This window comes from Streptococcus sp. CCUG 71758, from assembly GCF_011714815.1.
Classification (GTDB): Bacteria; Bacillota; Bacilli; order Lactobacillales; family Streptococcaceae; genus Streptococcus; species Streptococcus halitosis.
Genome location: NZ_RXXO01000001.1, coordinates 357827 through 375155 on the forward strand (window position 1 = coordinate 357827; position 17329 = coordinate 375155).

The following is a 17329-nucleotide window of genomic DNA, read 5'->3' on the forward strand; positions in this document are numbered from 1 at the left end:
CGTTTTATTTGTTAGGATTTTGATGGGTTAGGTTCAATCCCCAAGGGACAAGATTTTCAGTTTTATTTTTGATACGTGTGATATTATCCTTGTGACGAATGATAATCAAGCTAGCAAGTGCTAGGATAATCAGAATGAAGAGAAGGTCATAGCTGTCTAGGATAAATCCAAATAGTGGAAATAGGAGAACTCCGATAACGGCTGCGATAGAAGCGGCAACGCTAGACAAGGAAATCATACTACCAAGATAGAGGGTTCCAAAGAATACGACTGCTAGGTAGAGACAGAAGATAGGCGCAAATCCGAAAACAACTCCAGCGCTAGTTGCGACAGCCTTACCACCTTTAAAGCCTGCAAAGATAGGGAAGGTATGTCCAATGACAGCCAAAAGTCCAAAGACAAGAGGTGATACACCTTGTAGGTGGAAAAGAATTGGAAGCAGAGTGGCCAAGGTCCCTTTGAAAAAGTCAATTACAAAGGTTGCCATACCTGCTTTCTTACCCAAAATGCGAAAAGTATTGGTTGTTCCAGTATTTCCAGAACCATGTTCACGCAGATTTGTTTGAAAGAAGATTTGTCCGATCCAAAGACCAGAAGGGATTGAGCCTAGTAGATAAGCTGAAATTAATAATACAAATGTCATCATAGACCTATTATACCATGAAATAGTGTAGAAATGATGAGAATATCCTTTAAAATTGTGACAGCTGAACGGGAAAAACTTTGCAAAATCCCTAGAAAACCTGTAAAATAGAAAAGATGAACAAATAGGAGGTTCCTTGTGTCAAAAAAGGAAATCAATATTAATAACTATAATGATGACGCCATTCAGGTGCTAGAAGGGTTGGATGCGGTTCGTAAACGTCCGGGGATGTATATCGGATCGACCGACGGTGCTGGTCTCCACCATCTAGTTTGGGAAATAGTGGACAATGCAGTCGATGAGGCCTTGTCTGGCTTTGGTGACCGCATTGATGTGACTATCAATAAAGACGGAAGTCTAACAGTAGAGGACCATGGTCGTGGGGTGCCGACTGGTATGCATGCCATGGGAATTCCAACCGTAGAGGTTATCTTTACCATTCTCCATGCCGGAGGGAAATTCGGTCAAGGGGGTTATAAGACATCTGGAGGTCTCCACGGGGTGGGGTCTTCTGTTGTTAATGCCCTTTCTAGTTGGCTAGAAGTAGAAATCACTCGTGATGGTGCTGTTTATAAGCAACGCTTTGAAAATGGTGGAAAACCTGCCATGACTTTGAAGAAAATTGGTACAGCACCCAAGACTAAGACAGGTACCAAAGTCACCTTCATGCCAGATGCCAGTATCTTTTCTACGACTGACTTCAAGTACAATACCATCTCAGAACGCCTTAATGAGTCAGCCTTTCTCTTGAAAAATGTGACCTTGTCTTTGACAGATAAGCGAACAGATGAAGCAATCGAATTCCATTATGAGAACGGGGTACAAGACTTTGTTTCTTACCTCAATGAAGACAAGGAAACCTTGACGCCGGTTCTGTACTTTGAGGGGGAAGACAATGGTTTCCAAGTGGAAGTTGCCCTCCAGTACAATGATGGATTCTCAGATAACATCTTGTCCTTTGTCAATAACGTTCGTACCAAGGACGGTGGAACGCATGAGACGGGACTCAAGTCTGCCATTACAAAGGTCATGAACGACTATGCGCGTAAGACGGGACTTCTCAAAGAAAAAGATAAAAATCTTGAAGGATCAGATTATCGTGAGGGACTAGCGGCCGTTCTTTCTATTCTTGTTCCTGAAGAACATTTGCAGTTTGAAGGCCAGACCAAGGACAAACTTGGAAGCCCTCTGGCTCGTCCTGTTGTGGATGGCATAGTATCTGATAAGTTGACCTTCTTTCTAATGGAAAATGGAGAACTAGCTTCCAATCTCATTCGCAAGGCTATCAAGGCGCGTGATGCCCGTGAAGCGGCACGTAAGGCACGTGATGAGAGCCGAAATGGTAAGAAAAATAAAAAAGACAAGGGCTTGTTGTCTGGAAAATTGACTCCAGCCCAGTCTAAAAACCCTGCCAAGAATGAACTCTATCTGGTTGAGGGGGACTCTGCCGGCGGTTCTGCCAAGCAAGGTCGTGATCGTAAGTTCCAGGCTATCTTGCCCCTTCGAGGTAAGGTTATCAATACCGCCAAGGCTAAAATGGCGGATATCCTCAAAAACGAAGAAATCAACACTATGATTTACACCATAGGTGCGGGTGTGGGGGCAGACTTCTCCCTTGAAGATGCCAACTACGACAAAATCATTATCATGACCGATGCGGATACCGATGGTGCCCACATTCAAACTCTTCTTTTAACCTTTTTCTACCGCTACATGCGTCCGCTAGTTGAGGCGGGACATGTCTATATCGCCCTTCCGCCTCTTTACAAGATGTCAAAAGGAAAAGGCAAGAAAGAAGAAGTAGCTTATGCTTGGACGGATGGTGAGTTAGAAGAACTTCGCAAGAAGTTCGGTAAAGGCGCTACCCTTCAACGCTACAAAGGTCTTGGTGAGATGAATGCGGACCAACTCTGGGAAACAACCATGAACCCAGAAACACGTACCCTTATCCGTGTCACGATTGAAGATCTCGCACGCGCTGAACGCCGTGTCAATGTCCTTATGGGAGATAAGGTCGAACCACGTCGTAAATGGATTGAAGATAATGTCAAGTTTACGCTGGAAGAAGCGACTGTGTTTTAAGTCGGTTTTTAATGAATGGGTATCAACATGAGAACAGAAACAGAAATGCTCGATGTGATTTTACAGACTGCCAAATCTTTACAAGTCGAGGCTGTCGCCATGTCTGGTTCGCGGACTGATACAAAAGTGCAAAAAGATGAGTTTCAAGATTACGACGTGATCTATGTCGTGGACGACTTAGATAATCTGACGAGTGACCTTTCTTGGTTAGACCAGTTTGGCACTCGTATCATTGAGCAGCATAATGTCCTAGGCAACCGTCGACTTTATCTCATGCTATTTGAAGATGGCAATCGGATTGATTTGACCCTCTGTCCTACGGAGTATATTCAAGAGTGGGTGGATAGTGAAGCTGATTATACAGTTTTGCAAGATAAGAAAGGCTTGTTTGTTCCCTATTTCCCAAGTCCTCAACGTTACTGGACAAGTCTATCTAGTCAGACAGATTTTGAAAAAGCCTGCAATGAATTTTGGTGGGTGTCAGCCTACGTAGTCAAAGGAATCTGTCGCAAGCAAGTCTTCTATGCGACTGATCATCTCTATGGCATTTGTCACCAAGAACTCTTGAAGGTATTGGCTTGGCAGGTAGCAAGTGATAGGGGCACGGTTGATGTTGGCAAGAACTACAAGTATCTCTTTAGCTACTTGCCTGCTGAGAAAGAGAAGGAATTCTCAAATCTACTTGATTTTTCAAGTAGTGACAAAATCACTCAATCTTTGTTTGCTACGATGCAACTTTTCCACCAAGAAGTTCAATATCTTGCTAAAAAGATGGGCTTTGACTATGATAGGGAAGTGGGTGAGAAGATGATTCAGTATGCTGAGGAGAGACTTTCAAATCACTAACTAAATAAAGTATATAATTTAAAAGATTAAACTACAGAAAGGATAGTTTGGTTACTTATTGTAACTGAACACGGGACTATTTTCTTAGGAAAAAAGATAAATCGCTTTGTGTTCATCGAACTCTGCATCGATTTCCTATTTTTCTACAGAAATTTTCGGCAGGCCGAAACGTCCCTTTGTATCTTAACTGAACATATTTTCTATAAAAACCTACTCTACATTCTTTGAAAGGAGTTGAACACGCCCTAAATGCTGGGTGAAAAAGATAAATTTTCTTGTGAGCATCGCTCACTGCAATAATTTCCTATTTTCACTTTGCATTTTACGGGCTTTGTATCCTATATGAGTAATATCCAAAACATGTCCCTTGAGGACATCATGGGAGAGCGCTTTGGTCGCTACTCCAAGTACATCATTCAAGACCGGGCTTTGCCAGACATTCGGGATGGATTGAAGCCGGTTCAGCGTCGTATTCTTTATTCGATGAATAAGGATGGCAATACTTTTGACAAGAGCTACCGTAAATCGGCCAAGTCTGTCGGGAACATCATGGGGAATTTTCACCCCCACGGGGACAGTTCTATCTATGATGCCATGGTTCGTATGTCTCAGGACTGGAAAAATCGTGAGATTCTGGTCGAAATGCACGGGAACAACGGTTCTATGGACGGAGATCCACCTGCGGCAATGCGTTATACCGAGGCTCGTTTGTCTGAGATTGCAGGCTACCTTCTTCAGGATATCGAGAAAAAGACAGTTCCCTTTGCTTGGAACTTTGACGATACTGAGAAAGAGCCGACGGTTTTGCCAGCAGCCTTTCCAAACCTCTTGGTCAATGGTTCAACTGGAATTTCGGCTGGATATGCCACAGATATTCCACCGCATAATTTAGCTGAGGTTATTGATGCGGCGGTTTACATGATTGACCACCCAACTGCCAAGGTTGATAAGCTGATGGAATTCTTGCCTGGGCCAGACTTCCCTACAGGAGCTATCATCCAAGGGCGTGATGAAATCAAGAAGGCCTATGAAACTGGGAAAGGACGCGTAGTTGTTCGTTCCAAGACGGAGATTGAAAAGCTAAAAGGTGGTAAGGAACAAATCGTTATCACTGAGATTCCTTATGAAATCAATAAGGCTAATCTAGTCAAGAAAATCGATGATGTTCGTGTTAATAACAAGGTGGCAGGTATTGCTGAGATTCGTGATGAGTCGGACCGTGACGGTCTTCGCATCGCTATCGAACTTAAGAAAGACGCGAATACCGAGCTCGTACTCAACTATCTCTTAAAATATACTGACCTACAAATCAACTACAACTTTAACATGGTGGTGATTGACAATTTCACACCTCGTCAGGTTGGGATTGTCCCAATTTTGTCTAGCTATATCGCCCACCGTCGTGAAGTGATTCTGGCGCGTTCCCGCTTTGACAAGGAAAAGGCTGAGAAACGTCTCCATATCGTTGAAGGTTTGATTCGCGTGATTTCAATTTTGGACGAAGTCATTGCCCTTATTCGTGCTTCTGAGAACAAGGCTGACGCTAAGGAAAACCTCAAGGTCAGCTATGAGTTTACTGAAGAGCAGGCTGAAGCTATCGTGACCTTGCAACTGTATCGATTGACCAATACAGACGTGGTTGTCTTGCAGGAAGAAGAAGCAGAACTTCGTGAAAAGATTGCCATGCTTGCGGCGATCATTGGTGACGAACGAACCATGTACAATCTCATGAAGAAAGAGCTTCGTGAGGTCAAGAAGAAATTTGCGACACCACGTTTGAGTACTTTAGAAGACACTGCAAAAGTAATCGAGATTGATACAGCTAGTTTGATTGCCGAGGAAGATACCTATGTCAGCGTGACCAAGGCAGGTTACATCAAGCGTACCAGTCCTCGTTCCTTTGCAGCTTCTACTCTGGAAGAAATTGGCAAACGTGATGATGACCGTTTAATCTTTGTTCAATCTGCCAAGACAACGCAACATCTCTTGATGTTCACGACTCTTGGGAATGTTATCTACAGACCAATCCATGAATTAGCAGATATTCGCTGGAAAGAGATCGGAGAGCATCTGAGCCAAACCATTACAAACTTTGAAACTAACGAAGAAATTCTCTATGCAGAAGTAGTGGATCAGTTTGATGATGCGACAACTTATTTTGCAGCGACTCGCCTTGGTCAAATCAAGCGTGTAGAACGCAAAGAGTTCTCTCCATGGCGGACCTACAAGTCTAAATCTGTCAAGTACGCTAAGCTCAAAGACGAGACAGACCAGATTGTAGCAGTGGCTCCGATTAAACTAGATGATGTACTCTTGATTAGCCAAAACGGTTATGCCCTTCGTTTCAATATCGAAGAGGTTCCAGTTGTTGGTGCCAAGGCTGCGGGTGTCAAGGCTATGAACCTGAAAGCAGATGATGCACTTCAGGTTGCCTTTATCTGTAACACTTCATCCTTCTACCTCTTGACCCAACGTGGAAGCTTGAAACGTGTCTCTTGTGAGGAAATTCCAGCGACCAGCCGTGCTAAACGAGGCCTACAAGTCTTGCGTGAGTTGAAAAACAAACCGCACCGAGTCTTCTTGGCTGGAGCAGTTGCAGAGCAAGGTTTCGTTGGTGATCTTTTTAGTACAGAAGTAGAAGAAAACGACCAAACGTTACTTGTCCAATCTAACAAGGGAACAATCTATGAGAGTCGATTGCAGGACCTCAACTTGTCAGAACGTACTAGCAATGGAAGCTTTATTTCAGACACGATTTCAGATGAAGAAGTTTTCGATGCTTACCTCAAAGAAGTCTTTAAAGAGGACAAAACAAATTCGTAAAAAGAATCAGTCCAGAGGGCTGATTTCTTTATGTTGAAAAAATTTTCAGAAAATTACAAATAATACTTGAAATTTTACTAGAAAAGTGTAGAATAGAACACATAGTTTGAATAGTATAAAGGAGAAACACATGACAGTTGCAATTGATTGGGAAAATCTTGGTTTTGCTTATATGAAACTACCTTACCGTTATATCGCTCACTACAAAAATGGTCAATGGGATCAAGGAGAATTGACAGAGGATGCGACCTTGCATATTTCAGAGTCTTCTCCAAGTCTTCACTATGGACAGCAAGCATTTGAGGGATTGAAAGCCTATCGTACGAAGGATGGTAGTATTCAACTTTTCCGTCCTGATGAAAATGCCAAGCGTCTGCAACGTACCTGCGACCGTCTCTTGATGCCCCAAGTACCAACAGAAATGTTCGTAGAAGCTTGTAAAGCAGTTGCCCGTGCAAATGAAGAATACGTACCACCATATGGAACAGGTGGAACCCTTTATCTTCGTCCTCTCTTGATTGGTGTCGGAGATATCATCGGGGTAAAACCAGCAGAAGAGTACATTTTCACTATCTTTGCTATGCCAGTTGGAAATTACTTTAAGGGTGGATTGGTTCCAACCAATTTCTTGATTCAGGATGAATACGACCGTGCAGCTCCGAATGGTACAGGTGCGGCCAAGGTAGGTGGAAACTATGCTGCTAGTCTCCTCCCAGGTAAAATGGCCAAGTCACGCCAATTTTCAGATGTTATCTACTTAGACCCATCTACACATACAAAGATTGAAGAAGTCGGATCAGCCAACTTCTTTGGAATCACGGCAGACAATGAATTTGTAACACCATTGAGTCCATCTATCTTGCCATCTATTACCAAGTACTCTTTGCTTTACTTGGCAGAACACCGCTTGGGCTTAACACCGATTGAAGGTGATGTCCCAATCGATAATTTGGATCGTTTTGTAGAGGCAGGTGCTTGTGGTACAGCAGCGGTCATTTCTCCAATTGGGGGGATCCAACATGGCGATGATTTCCATGTTTTCTATAGTGAAACAGAAGTAGGTCCTGTTACACGTAAACTCTACGATGAATTGACGGGTATCCAATTTGGTGATGTAGAAGCACCAGAGGGATGGATTGTCAAAGTGGATTAAAAGACACGAAGCAAAGAGAAACTCCATAGCAGTTGTAAGGACTGAAATGGAGTTTTTTCTTGCTAGTTTGAGTATTTTCTTGTACAATAGAAAAAGTGAAAAGAGGTAAAGTATGAGTAAAAAAGATAAGAAAATTGAAATTCAATTAACAGATGCTAAAGTGACTGTTGGAAAAGACAGTTATGAAGGATACGTTTTGACAATCGGGAAAAAGGTCATTGGCGAAATTGCCGAATTAGATAACCAATTTGCCATCATAAAGAATGGAAATGTCGATAGTTTTTATAAAAAACTTGAAAAAGCTGTGGAAATTTTGATTGAAAACTATAATTTGACAAAATAATACTTGTTTTATTGAAAATTTCATGATATAATAGTCTTCGTTGAACATTGGAGAGATAGCGAAGAGGCTAAACGCGGCGGACTGTAAATCCGCTCCTTCGGGTTCGGGGGTTCGAATCCCTCTCTCTCCATTCATCATTGGGGTATAGCCAAGCGGTAAGGCAAGGGACTTTGACTCCCTCATGCGTTGGTTCGAATCCAGCTACCCCAGTTCTTAGGTAATAAGTTCAAGATAAAAAGAAAAATATCTTAGGGTATTTTATTTTTATAATTGAAAGGCGTGAACGATGTGAACATGTCTTTGCGGGTGCTTAGGAAAAAAATTATAAGTATGTCAAGTTTGGAAAGACTTGATTGTTGGAGGATTTTTTAGATGAACGAATTTGAAGATTTGCTAAATAGCGTTAGCCAAGTTGAGCCTGGTGATGTTGTTAGTGCTGAAGTATTGACAGTTGATGCGACTCAAGCTAACGTTGCAATCTCTGGGACTGGTGTTGAAGGTGTCTTGACTCTTCGCGAATTGACAAACGATCGCGATGCAGATATCAATGACTTTGTGAAAGTAGGAGAAGTATTGGATGTTCTTGTACTTCGTCAAGTAGTTGGTAAAGATACTGATACAGTTACATACCTTGTATCTAAAAAACGCCTTGAAGCTCGCAAAGCATGGGACAAACTTGTAGGACGCGAAGAAGAAGTTGTTACTGTTAAAGGAACTCGTGCCGTTAAAGGTGGACTTTCAGTAGAATTTGAAGGTGTTCGTGGATTCATCCCAGCTTCAATGTTAGATACTCGTTTCGTACGTAACACTGAGCGTTTCGTAGGTCAAGAATTTGATGCTAAAATCAAAGAAGTTGACCCTAAAGAAAATCGCTTCATCCTTTCACGTCGTGAAGTTGTTGAAGCAGCTACTGCAGCAGCTCGTGCTGAAGTATTCAGTAAATTAGCTGTTGGTGATGTAGTAACTGGTAAAGTTGCTCGTATCACTAGCTTCGGTGCTTTCATCGATCTCGGTGGTGTTGACGGATTGGTTCACTTGACTGAATTGTCACACGAACGTAACGTATCACCTAAATCAGTTGTAACTGTTGGTGAAGAAATCGAGGTTAAAGTCCTTGATCTTAATGAAGAAGAAGGACGCGTATCCCTTTCACTTAAAGCAACAACACCTGGACCATGGGATGGCGTTGAGCAAAAATTGGCTAAAGGTGATGTAGTAGAAGGAACAGTTAAACGTTTGACTGACTTCGGTGCATTTGTTGAAGTATTGCCAGGTATCGATGGACTTGTTCACGTATCACAAATTTCACACAAACGTATCGAAAATCCAAAAGAAGCTCTTACTGTTGGTCAAGAAGTTACTGTTAAAGTACTTGATGTTAACGCTGACGCAGAACGCGTATCTCTTTCTATCAAAGCTCTTGAAGAACGTCCAGCTCAAGAAGAAGGACAAAAAGAAGAAAAACGTGCTGCTCGTCCACGTCGTCCAAAACGTCAAGAAAAACGTGATTTTGAACTTCCAGAAACACAAACAGGATTCTCAATGGCTGACTTGTTCGGTGATATCGAACTTTAATCAAATTGATAATCACAAAATCCTTTGTTTAAAACAAGGGATTTTTCTTTTGTCTCTTTCTCATTTTTGATATAATAGTTTTATGTTAGATTCAGAAAAAAAATCACGTTATCAACTGTTGAATGAGGAACTCTCTTATTTACTAGAGGGTGAGAGCAATGTTCTTGCCAATCTTTCGAATGCTAGCGCCCTCCTAAAATCTCGCTTTCCAAATACTGTATTTGCAGGTTTTTATCTGTTTGATGGTAGTGAGTTGATTTTAGGTCCTTTTCAGGGTGGTGTTTCTTGTATTCGCATTTCGCTTGGGAAAGGCGTATGTGGAGAAGCTGCCGAGTTTCAAGAGACTGTTTTAGTAGGGGATGTGAGCACCTATCCAAACTACATTTCTTGTGATAGTATGGCCAAGAGTGAAATCGTGGTTCCCATGCTCAAGAATGGTCAATTGCTGGGTGTCTTAGACTTGGATTCTTCACTTATTGATGATTATAATGCCGTTGACCGCGATTACTTGGAACAATTTGTCGCTATTTTGCTTGAGAAGACAGAATGGGACTTTACGATGTTTGAGGAGAAAGCCTAATGTATCAAGCACTTTATCGAAAATATAGGAGCCAAACTTTTTCACAATTGGTCGGACAAGAAGTTGTGGCTAAAACCCTAAAACAAGCGGTCGAGCAGGAAAAGATTAGTCATGCCTATCTTTTCTCGGGTCCTCGTGGAACAGGGAAGACCAGTGTAGCCAAGATTTTTGCCAAGGCTATGAACTGTCCAAATCAGGTGGATGGAGAACCATGTAATCACTGCTATATCTGTCAGGCAGTGACAGAAGGTAGTCTAGAAGATGTTATTGAAATGGATGCGGCTTCAAATAATGGAGTTGATGAAATCCGTGAAATTCGTGATAAATCTACCTATGCACCTAGCTTGGCACGTTACAAGGTCTATATCATAGACGAGGTTCATATGCTGTCTACAGGAGCCTTTAATGCGCTTTTGAAAACTCTAGAAGAGCCAACCCAGAATGTTGTCTTTATCTTGGCAACTACTGAATTGCACAAGATTCCAGCAACCATTTTATCACGTGTTCAACGTTTTGAGTTTAAATCCATTAAAACTCAAGATATCAAGGAGCATATTTATCATATTCTAGAAAAAGAAAATATCAGTTCTGAACCGGAGGCTGTGGAAATCATTGCCAGACGAGCTGAAGGTGGAATGCGGGATGCCTTGTCCATTCTGGACCAAGCCTTGAGCTTGACACAGGGAAACGAGCTCACGACTGCTATCTCTGAGGAGATTACAGGCACCATTAGTCTATCAGCACTAGATGACTATGTAGCCGCCTTGTCTCAGCAGGATGTTTCAAAAGCGCTTGATTCTCTGAATCTTTTATTTGAAAATGGCAAGAGCATGACTCGTTTTGTGACGGATCTCTTGCAGTATTTGCGTGATCTACTGGTCGTCCAGACGGGTGGCGAAAATACTCATCATAGTCCAGTTTTTATGGACAATCTAGCTTTATCACAGGAAAGCCTCTTTGAAATGATTCGAATAGCGACTGTGAGCTTGGCAGATATGAAAGCAAGCCTGCAACCTAAGATTTATGCTGAGATGATGACCATTCGTTTGGCTGAGATTAAGCCTGAATTAGTGCTTTCAGGAGCTGTCGAAAGTGAAATTTCTGCACTGAGACAGGAAGTAGTTCGTCTAAAGCAAGAACTTGCTAATGTTGGAACGGTGCCTAAACAAGTGGCGCCAGTCCCTAGCCGTCCAGCCATTTCCAAGACAGTCTATCGAGTAGACCGTAATAAAGTTCAGGCTATCCTACAAGAAGCTGTTGAAAATCCTGAATTGGCACGGCAAAACTTGATTCGCCTCCAGAATGCATGGGGAGAAGTAATCGAAAGCTTAGCTGGTCCTGATAAGGCTCTGCTTGTTGGTTCTCAGCCAGTTGCGGCAAACGAACACCATGCTATTTTAGCTTTTGAGTCTAATTTCAATGCTGGGCAAACCATGAAACGGGATAATCTTAACACCATGTTTGGCAACATCCTCAGTCAGGCAGCAGGTTTTTCACCTGAGATTTTAGCCATTTCCATGGAGGAATGGAAAGAGGTTCGAGCAGCATTTTCAGCTAAAAACAAGTCTTCTCAAACCAATCAAGAGGTGGAAGAAGAGAGTTTGATTCCAGAAGGATTTGAATTTTTGGCTGATAAAGTGAAGGTAGAGGAAGACTAAAGAAAGATTTCATGATACAATAAGTTTATGAATAGACAACAATTTATTATGATAGCGTTATTTACGGCTGCTGAGACTTATTTTTTCAATGAAGCCTGGATGACCGGGCGTTATTTCATGGCAGCCTTTTGGGCGATTCTACTCTTTCGAAATTTTAGGTTAAGTTACGTGATGGGGAAAATTGTAGACACCATTGATCAGCACCTAAACCGCAAGGACTAGCTCCAAGCTTCTAGACAAAATCAAAGCCTTTTAGGCTTTTTTTTGTTATACTAGTAGAGTATATTTATGGACCTTTTCTTGTATTTTTTAGAGAAATGTAAGTGATTTCTCAAAGGATAAAGGAAATAAGCCTGAAAAAGAAAGGAATTATCATGTCAGTATTAGAGATCAAAGATCTTCACGTTGAGATTGAAGGAAAAGAAATTTTGAAAGGAGTCAATCTGACTCTGAAAACAGGAGAAATCGCTGCTATCATGGGACCAAATGGTACTGGTAAATCGACTCTTTCTGCCGCTATCATGGGAAATCCAAACTATGAAGTTACCAAAGGTGAGGTCTTGTTTGATGGCGTAAACATCCTTGAGTTGGAAGTGGACGAACGCGCGCGTATGGGACTTTTCCTTGCTATGCAATACCCATCAGAAATTCCTGGAATTACTAACGCTGAGTTTCTTCGTGCAGCTATGAATGCTGGTAAAGAAGATGATGAAAAGATTTCAATTCGTGAGTTCATCACTAAACTAGACGAGAAAATGGAATTGCTCAACATGAAAGAAGAAATGGCAGAGCGTTACCTCAACGAAGGTTTCTCTGGTGGTGAGAAAAAACGTAATGAAATTCTTCAACTCTTGATGTTGGAACCAACTTTTGCCCTTTTGGATGAGATTGACTCAGGTCTAGATATTGACGCCCTTAAAGTTGTATCTAAAGGTGTGAATGCCATGCGTGGTGAAGGCTTTGGTGCTATGATCATCACTCACTACCAACGTCTCTTGAACTACATCACACCAGACGTGGTCCACGTGATGATGGAAGGTCGTGTTGTCCTTTCTGGTGGTCCAGAATTGGCAGCCCGTTTGGAACGTGAAGGATACGCAAAACTAGCTGAAGAACTTGGCTACGACTACAAGGAAGAATTGTAATTCCCTCGTATCTTTTAGGAGAAGTAAATGACTAAAGAAACTATTAAACTTTTTTCAGAAATGCATGCTGAACCAAGCTGGTTGTCAGACCTCCGTCAAAAAGCTTTTGATAAGATTGAGAGTTTGGAATTACCAGTTATTGAGCGTGTCAAATTTCACCGTTGGAATCTGGGAGATGGAACCATCACGGAAAGTGAACCTTCAGCAAATGTTCCTGACTTCACTGCTTTAGATAATCACTTGAAGTTGGTGCAAGTAGGAACGCAAACTGTTTTTGAACAAACTCCAGTTGAGTTAGCTGAACAAGGTGTTGTCTTTACAGACTTTCACTCAGCTTTAGAAGAAATTCCAGAGCTTATTGAGGAATTCTTCATGTCATCAGTTAAGTATGACGATGACAAGTTGGCAGCCTACCATACAGCTTACTTTAATAGTGGTGCTGTTCTCTACATCCCTGATAATGTTGAGATTAAAGAGCCAATCGAAGGTATTTTCTACCAAGACAGCGATAGCGATGTGCCGTTTAACAAGCATATCCTTATCATTGCTGGTAAAAACTCTAAAATAAGCTATCTTGAACGTCTAGAGTCAAGAGGTGGAGGTAGTGCCAAAGCAACTGCCAATATCACAGTTGAAGTGATTGCTCGTTCTGGTGCGCAAGTGAAATTTGCTGCTATTGACCGTCTAGGTGAAAATGTCACTGCTTACATTAGCCGTCGTGGTAAACTAGGCAACGATGCCAGCATTGACTGGGCCATTGGTGTCATGAACGAAGGAAATGTTGTTGCGGACTTTGATAGCGACTTGATTGGGAATGGTAGCCATGCTGACCTTAAAGCCGTAGCTCTTTCAAGTGGCCGTCAAGTACAAGGGATTGATACGCGAGTGACTAACTATGGTTGCAACTCAATCGGAAATATCCTTCAACATGGGGTTATCCTTGAAAAAGCTACCTTGACCTTCAATGGTATTGGCCACATTATCAAGGGTGCCAAGGGAGCAGATGCGCAGCAAGAGAGTCGTGTTCTTATGCTTTCAGACCAAGCACGTTCGGATGCCAACCCAATTCTTTTGATTGATGAAAATGACGTAACTGCAGGTCACGCGGCTTCTATCGGTCAGGTGGATCCAGAAGATATGTACTACCTCATGAGCCGTGGCTTGGATAAGGCGACTGCAGAACGCTTGGTTGTTCGTGGTTTCCTTGGATCTGTTATCGTTGAGATTCCAGTCAAGGAAGTTCGTGATGAAATGATTGCAACCATCGAAGAAAAATTGTCAAAACGCTAAGGGGAAGCCTATGTTAGATGTAGAAGCGATTCGCAAGGATTTTCCAATTTTAGACCAGATTGTCAACGATGAACCTCTGGTCTATCTGGACAATGCTGCGACGACACAAAAACCACTAGCAGTTCTGGAAACAATCAACCGCTACTATAAGCAGGACAATGCCAATGTTCACCGTGGGGTTCATACCTTGGCTGAAAGGGCGACAGCTTCCTATGAGGCGGCTCGTGAAACCATTCGTAAGTTTATCAATGCAGACTCTACAGAGGAAGTACTCTTTACTAGAGGAACGACAACCAGTCTTAACTGGGTAGCGCGTTATGCTGAGGAAATCCTGACTGAGGGAGATCAGGTCTTGATTTCTATCATGGAACACCATTCCAATATCATTCCTTGGCAGGAAGCCTGCCGTAAGACTGGAGCAGAGCTTGTCTATGTCTATCTCAAGGATGGAGCTCTGGATATGGATGACTTGCGCGCTAAATTGACTGATAAAGTCAAGTTTGTCTCCCTAGCTCACGCCTCAAATGTTCTTGGTGTGGTCAATCCTATCAAAGAAATCACGCAATTAGCCCACCATGTTGGAGCTATCATGGTGGTGGATGGTGCTCAGTCTACGCCGCATATGAAGATTGATGTCCAGGACTTGGATGTGGACTTCTTTGCTTTTTCAGGTCACAAGATGGCTGGACCAACTGGTATTGGTGTTCTTTACGGTAAAGAAAAGTATCTGGAACAAATGTCACCAGTTGAGTTTGGTGGCGAGATGATTGATTTCGTCTATGAGCAATCTGCTAGTTGGAAGGAATTGCCTTGGAAATTTGAGGCTGGAACGCCAAATATGGCAGGTGCTATCGGACTTGCTGCAGCAGTTGATTATCTGGAAAAGATTGGTATGGATGCTATTGAAGCTCATGAACAGGAACTGATCGCATACGTCTATCCCAAATTGCAGGCCATTGAAGGTTTGACTATTTATGGTTCGCAGGACTTGGCTAAACGTTCAGGTGTGATTGCATTTAACCTAGGCGATCTTCATCCCCATGACCTAGCTACAGCACTGGATTATGAAGGGGTAGCAGTTCGTGCAGGTCATCATTGCGCCCAACCCTTGCTTCAGTATTTGGAAGTCCCAGCAACAGCTCGTGCAAGTTTTTATATCTACAATACCAAGGCGGATTGTGACAAACTAGTCGATGCCCTACAAAAGACAAAGGAGTTTTTCAATGGCACTTTCTAAACTAGATAGCCTTTATATGGCAGTGGTAGCAGATCATTCGAAAAATCCTCACCATCAAGGGAAGTTGGATGATGCTGAGCAAATCAGCCTCAACAATCCAACCTGTGGGGATGTTATTAATCTCTCTGTTAAGTTTGACGCAGAGGACCGTTTGGAAGATATTGCTTTTCTAAATTCAGGATGCACGATTTCAACTGCTTCTGCTAGTATGATGACAGATGCTGTTTTAGGGAAGACCAAACAAGAAATTCTAGAACTTGCAACCATCTTTTCTGAAATGGTTCAAGGTCAAAAGGATGACTGCCAAGACCAACTTGGCGATGCAGCTTTCTTGTCAGGTGTTGCCAAATTCCCTCAACGAATCAAGTGTGCAACCCTAGCTTGGAATGCACTTAAGAAGACAATTGAGAATCAAGATAACGAGTAAGACAAGTTGCTTTTGTCTTATAAATCATTAGAAATGAAGAAAGAAAGGATATTATGGCTGAAGAAAGAGTAGAACCAAAACCAATTGATCTTGGTGAATATAAATTTGGTTTCCATGATGATGTAGAGCCTGTCCTATCGACAGGAAAAGGACTCAACGAAGGTGTTATTCGTGAATTATCTGCTGCCAAGGGTGAGCCAGAGTGGATGTTAGAATTCCGTTTGAAGTCTTATGAAACCTTCAAAAAAATGCCTATGCAAACCTGGGGAGCAGACTTGTCAGAGATTGACTTTGATGACTTGATCTATTACCAAAAACCATCTGATAAACCAGCCCGTTCTTGGGATGAAGTTCCTGAAAAGATCAAAGAAACCTTTGAACGTATCGGAATTCCAGAAGCTGAGCGTGCTTATCTAGCAGGTGCCTCTGCCCAGTACGAGTCAGAAGTGGTTTACCACAACATGAAGGAAGAGTTCCAGAAATTAGGTATTATCTTTACAGATACAGATTCTGCCCTCAAGGAATACCCAGACTTGTTTAAACAATACTTTGCGAAGTTGGTACCGCCGACTGATAACAAGTTGGCAGCCCTCAACTCAGCAGTATGGTCAGGTGGAACCTTTATCTACGTACCAAAAGGTGTCAAGGTAGATATCCCACTTCAAACCTACTTCCGTATCAATAACGAAAATACAGGTCAGTTCGAACGTACCTTAATTATCGTTGATGAGGGAGCAAGCGTCCACTACGTAGAAGGATGTACAGCACCAACTTATTCAAGCAATAGCTTGCACGCTGCCATTGTAGAAATTTTTGCTTTAGACGGAGCTTATATGCGTTATACAACCATCCAAAACTGGTCTGATAATGTCTATAACTTGGTAACAAAACGTGCCAAAGCCTTGAAAGATGCGACTGTTGAGTGGATTGATGGAAACTTGGGTGCCAAAACAACCATGAAATACCCATCTGTTTACCTAGATGGAGAAGGGGCGCGTGGAACCATGCTTTCAATTGCCTTTGCTAATGCTGGGCAACACCAGGATACGGGTGCCAAGATGATTCACAACGCTCCACATACAAGCTCATCTATCGTGTCTAAATCCATCGCTAAAGGCGGAGGAAAGGTGGACTACCGTGGACAAGTAACCTTTAACAAGAACTCTAAGAAATCTGTTTCTCATATCGAGTGTGATACCATTATCATGGATGACTTGTCAGCATCAGATACCATTCCGTTTAATGAAATCCATAACTCGCAAGTTGCTTTGGAGCACGAAGCCAAAGTATCTAAGATTTCAGAGGAACAACTCTACTACCTCATGAGCCGTGGTTTGTCAGAATCTGAGGCAACCGAGATGATTGTCATGGGATTTGTCGAGCCCTTCACCAAAGAACTTCCAATGGAATACGCAGTTGAGCTGAACCGCTTGATTAGCTATGAAATGGAAGGTTCAGTCGGGTAAGAATATGCAAAATCTGAACAGGAAGAGTTCCTGTTCAGATTTTTTTCAAAAAGGACCTAAT

The 17329-nt window shown here is 42.3% G+C and carries 15 protein-coding genes and 2 tRNA genes; 16 read left to right on the forward strand and 1 reads right to left on the reverse strand.

Going from position 1 to position 17329, the window contains the following annotated elements:
• Positions 1-4: 4 nt before the first annotated feature.
• On the reverse strand, positions 5-646 hold the full coding sequence (plsY, locus tag EKB01_RS01835) for a glycerol-3-phosphate 1-O-acyltransferase PlsY (protein ID WP_167265466.1): 642 nt from the start codon (positions 644-646) through the stop codon (positions 5-7).
• A gap of 135 nt (positions 647-781) precedes the next feature.
• On the opposite strand from plsY, the gene parE reads away from it, so the two are divergent.
• The 16 genes from parE to sufB all read left to right on the forward strand — a co-directional run bounded on the left by parE (position 782) and on the right by sufB (position 17268).
• Positions 782-2725: a DNA topoisomerase IV subunit B gene (gene parE / locus EKB01_RS01840; RefSeq protein WP_167265469.1), complete on the forward strand. Its 1944-nt coding sequence runs from the start codon at positions 782-784 to the stop codon at positions 2723-2725.
• Between the two features lie 27 nt (positions 2726-2752).
• Positions 2753-3571, forward strand: coding sequence for an aminoglycoside 6-adenylyltransferase (locus EKB01_RS01845; RefSeq protein WP_167265471.1), 819 nt, complete (start codon positions 2753-2755; stop codon positions 3569-3571).
• Positions 3572-3913: 342 nt separating this feature from the next.
• Positions 3914-6394, forward strand: a complete 2481-nt coding sequence (gene parC, locus EKB01_RS01850) for a DNA topoisomerase IV subunit A (protein ID WP_167265473.1) — start codon at positions 3914-3916, stop codon at positions 6392-6394.
• A gap of 115 nt (positions 6395-6509) precedes the next feature.
• Positions 6510-7547 carry a branched-chain amino acid aminotransferase gene (locus tag EKB01_RS01855; protein WP_279633969.1) on the forward strand — a complete coding sequence of 346 codons (1038 nt, stop codon included), beginning with the start codon at positions 6510-6512 and terminating at the stop codon, positions 7545-7547.
• A gap of 112 nt (positions 7548-7659) precedes the next feature.
• Complete coding sequence (locus EKB01_RS01860; protein WP_000037105.1) at positions 7660-7890, forward strand: DUF2969 domain-containing protein; 231 nt, start codon at positions 7660-7662, stop codon at positions 7888-7890.
• Positions 7891-7939: 49 nt separating this feature from the next.
• Positions 7940-8020, forward strand: a tRNA-Tyr gene (locus EKB01_RS01865).
• A gap of 8 nt (positions 8021-8028) precedes the next feature.
• A tRNA-Gln gene (locus EKB01_RS01870) sits at positions 8029-8100 on the forward strand.
• A 162-nt stretch (positions 8101-8262) separates the two neighbouring features.
• Positions 8263-9465 carry a 30S ribosomal protein S1 gene (gene rpsA / locus EKB01_RS01875; RefSeq protein WP_001001620.1) on the forward strand — a complete coding sequence of 401 codons (1203 nt, stop codon included), beginning with the start codon at positions 8263-8265 and terminating at the stop codon, positions 9463-9465.
• An 82-nt stretch (positions 9466-9547) separates the two neighbouring features.
• A complete protein-coding gene (locus EKB01_RS01880) occupies positions 9548-10045 on the forward strand; it encodes a GAF domain-containing protein (protein ID WP_167265475.1) in 498 nt (165 codons plus the stop codon).
• A complete protein-coding gene (gene dnaX / locus EKB01_RS01885; protein WP_167265477.1) occupies positions 10045-11703 on the forward strand; it encodes a DNA polymerase III subunit gamma/tau in 1659 nt (552 codons plus the stop codon). Before EKB01_RS01880 ends, dnaX begins: the two co-directional genes overlap by 1 nt.
• A 27-nt stretch (positions 11704-11730) precedes the next feature.
• Entirely contained in the window at positions 11731-11925 is a 195-nt protein-coding gene (locus EKB01_RS01890; RefSeq protein WP_001081611.1) for a DUF3272 family protein, read from the forward strand.
• A 152-nt stretch (positions 11926-12077) separates the two neighbouring features.
• Positions 12078-12848, forward strand: coding sequence for a Fe-S cluster assembly ATPase SufC (gene sufC, locus EKB01_RS01895; RefSeq protein ID WP_033606356.1), 771 nt, complete (start codon positions 12078-12080; stop codon positions 12846-12848).
• A 27-nt stretch (positions 12849-12875) separates the two neighbouring features.
• A complete protein-coding gene (sufD, locus tag EKB01_RS01900; protein WP_084873249.1) occupies positions 12876-14138 on the forward strand; it encodes a Fe-S cluster assembly protein SufD in 1263 nt (420 codons plus the stop codon).
• Positions 14139-14148: 10 nt separating this feature from the next.
• Positions 14149-15375, forward strand: coding sequence for a cysteine desulfurase (locus EKB01_RS01905; RefSeq protein ID WP_167265479.1), 1227 nt, complete (start codon positions 14149-14151; stop codon positions 15373-15375).
• On the forward strand, positions 15362-15802 hold the full coding sequence (gene sufU / locus EKB01_RS01910) for a Fe-S cluster assembly sulfur transfer protein SufU (RefSeq protein ID WP_167265481.1): 441 nt from the start codon (positions 15362-15364) through the stop codon (positions 15800-15802). Before EKB01_RS01905 ends, sufU begins: the two co-directional genes overlap by 14 nt.
• 53 nt (positions 15803-15855) lie before the next feature.
• The gene (sufB, locus tag EKB01_RS01915; RefSeq protein ID WP_000797071.1) at positions 15856-17268 is read left to right on the forward strand and encodes a Fe-S cluster assembly protein SufB; all 1413 of its coding nucleotides are present in this window, start codon (positions 15856-15858) and stop codon (positions 17266-17268) included.
• Positions 17269-17329 lie beyond the last annotated feature (61 nt).

Bases quoted from the DNA above. Each gene is read 5' to 3' on its own strand.
- plsY (WP_167265466.1), bottom strand. From the start codon at position 646: ATGATGACATTTGTATTATTAATTTCAGCTTATCTACTAGGCTCAATC.
- EKB01_RS01845 (WP_167265471.1), top strand. From the start codon at position 2,753: ATGAGAACAGAAACAGAAATGCTCGATGTGATTTTACAGACTGCCAAA.
- parC (WP_167265473.1), top strand. From the start codon at position 3,914: ATGAGTAATATCCAAAACATGTCCCTTGAGGACATCATGGGAGAGCGC.
- EKB01_RS01860 (WP_000037105.1), top strand. From the start codon at position 7,660: ATGAGTAAAAAAGATAAGAAAATTGAAATTCAATTAACAGATGCTAAA.
- rpsA (WP_001001620.1), top strand. From the start codon at position 8,263: ATGAACGAATTTGAAGATTTGCTAAATAGCGTTAGCCAAGTTGAGCCT.
- EKB01_RS01880 (WP_167265475.1), top strand. From the start codon at position 9,548: ATGTTAGATTCAGAAAAAAAATCACGTTATCAACTGTTGAATGAGGAA.
- dnaX (WP_167265477.1), top strand. From the start codon at position 10,045: ATGTATCAAGCACTTTATCGAAAATATAGGAGCCAAACTTTTTCACAA.
- EKB01_RS01890 (WP_001081611.1), top strand. From the start codon at position 11,731: ATGAATAGACAACAATTTATTATGATAGCGTTATTTACGGCTGCTGAG.
- sufC (WP_033606356.1), top strand. From the start codon at position 12,078: ATGTCAGTATTAGAGATCAAAGATCTTCACGTTGAGATTGAAGGAAAA.
- sufD (WP_084873249.1), top strand. From the start codon at position 12,876: ATGACTAAAGAAACTATTAAACTTTTTTCAGAAATGCATGCTGAACCA.
- EKB01_RS01905 (WP_167265479.1), top strand. From the start codon at position 14,149: ATGTTAGATGTAGAAGCGATTCGCAAGGATTTTCCAATTTTAGACCAG.
- sufU (WP_167265481.1), top strand. From the start codon at position 15,362: ATGGCACTTTCTAAACTAGATAGCCTTTATATGGCAGTGGTAGCAGAT.
- sufB (WP_000797071.1), top strand. From the start codon at position 15,856: ATGGCTGAAGAAAGAGTAGAACCAAAACCAATTGATCTTGGTGAATAT.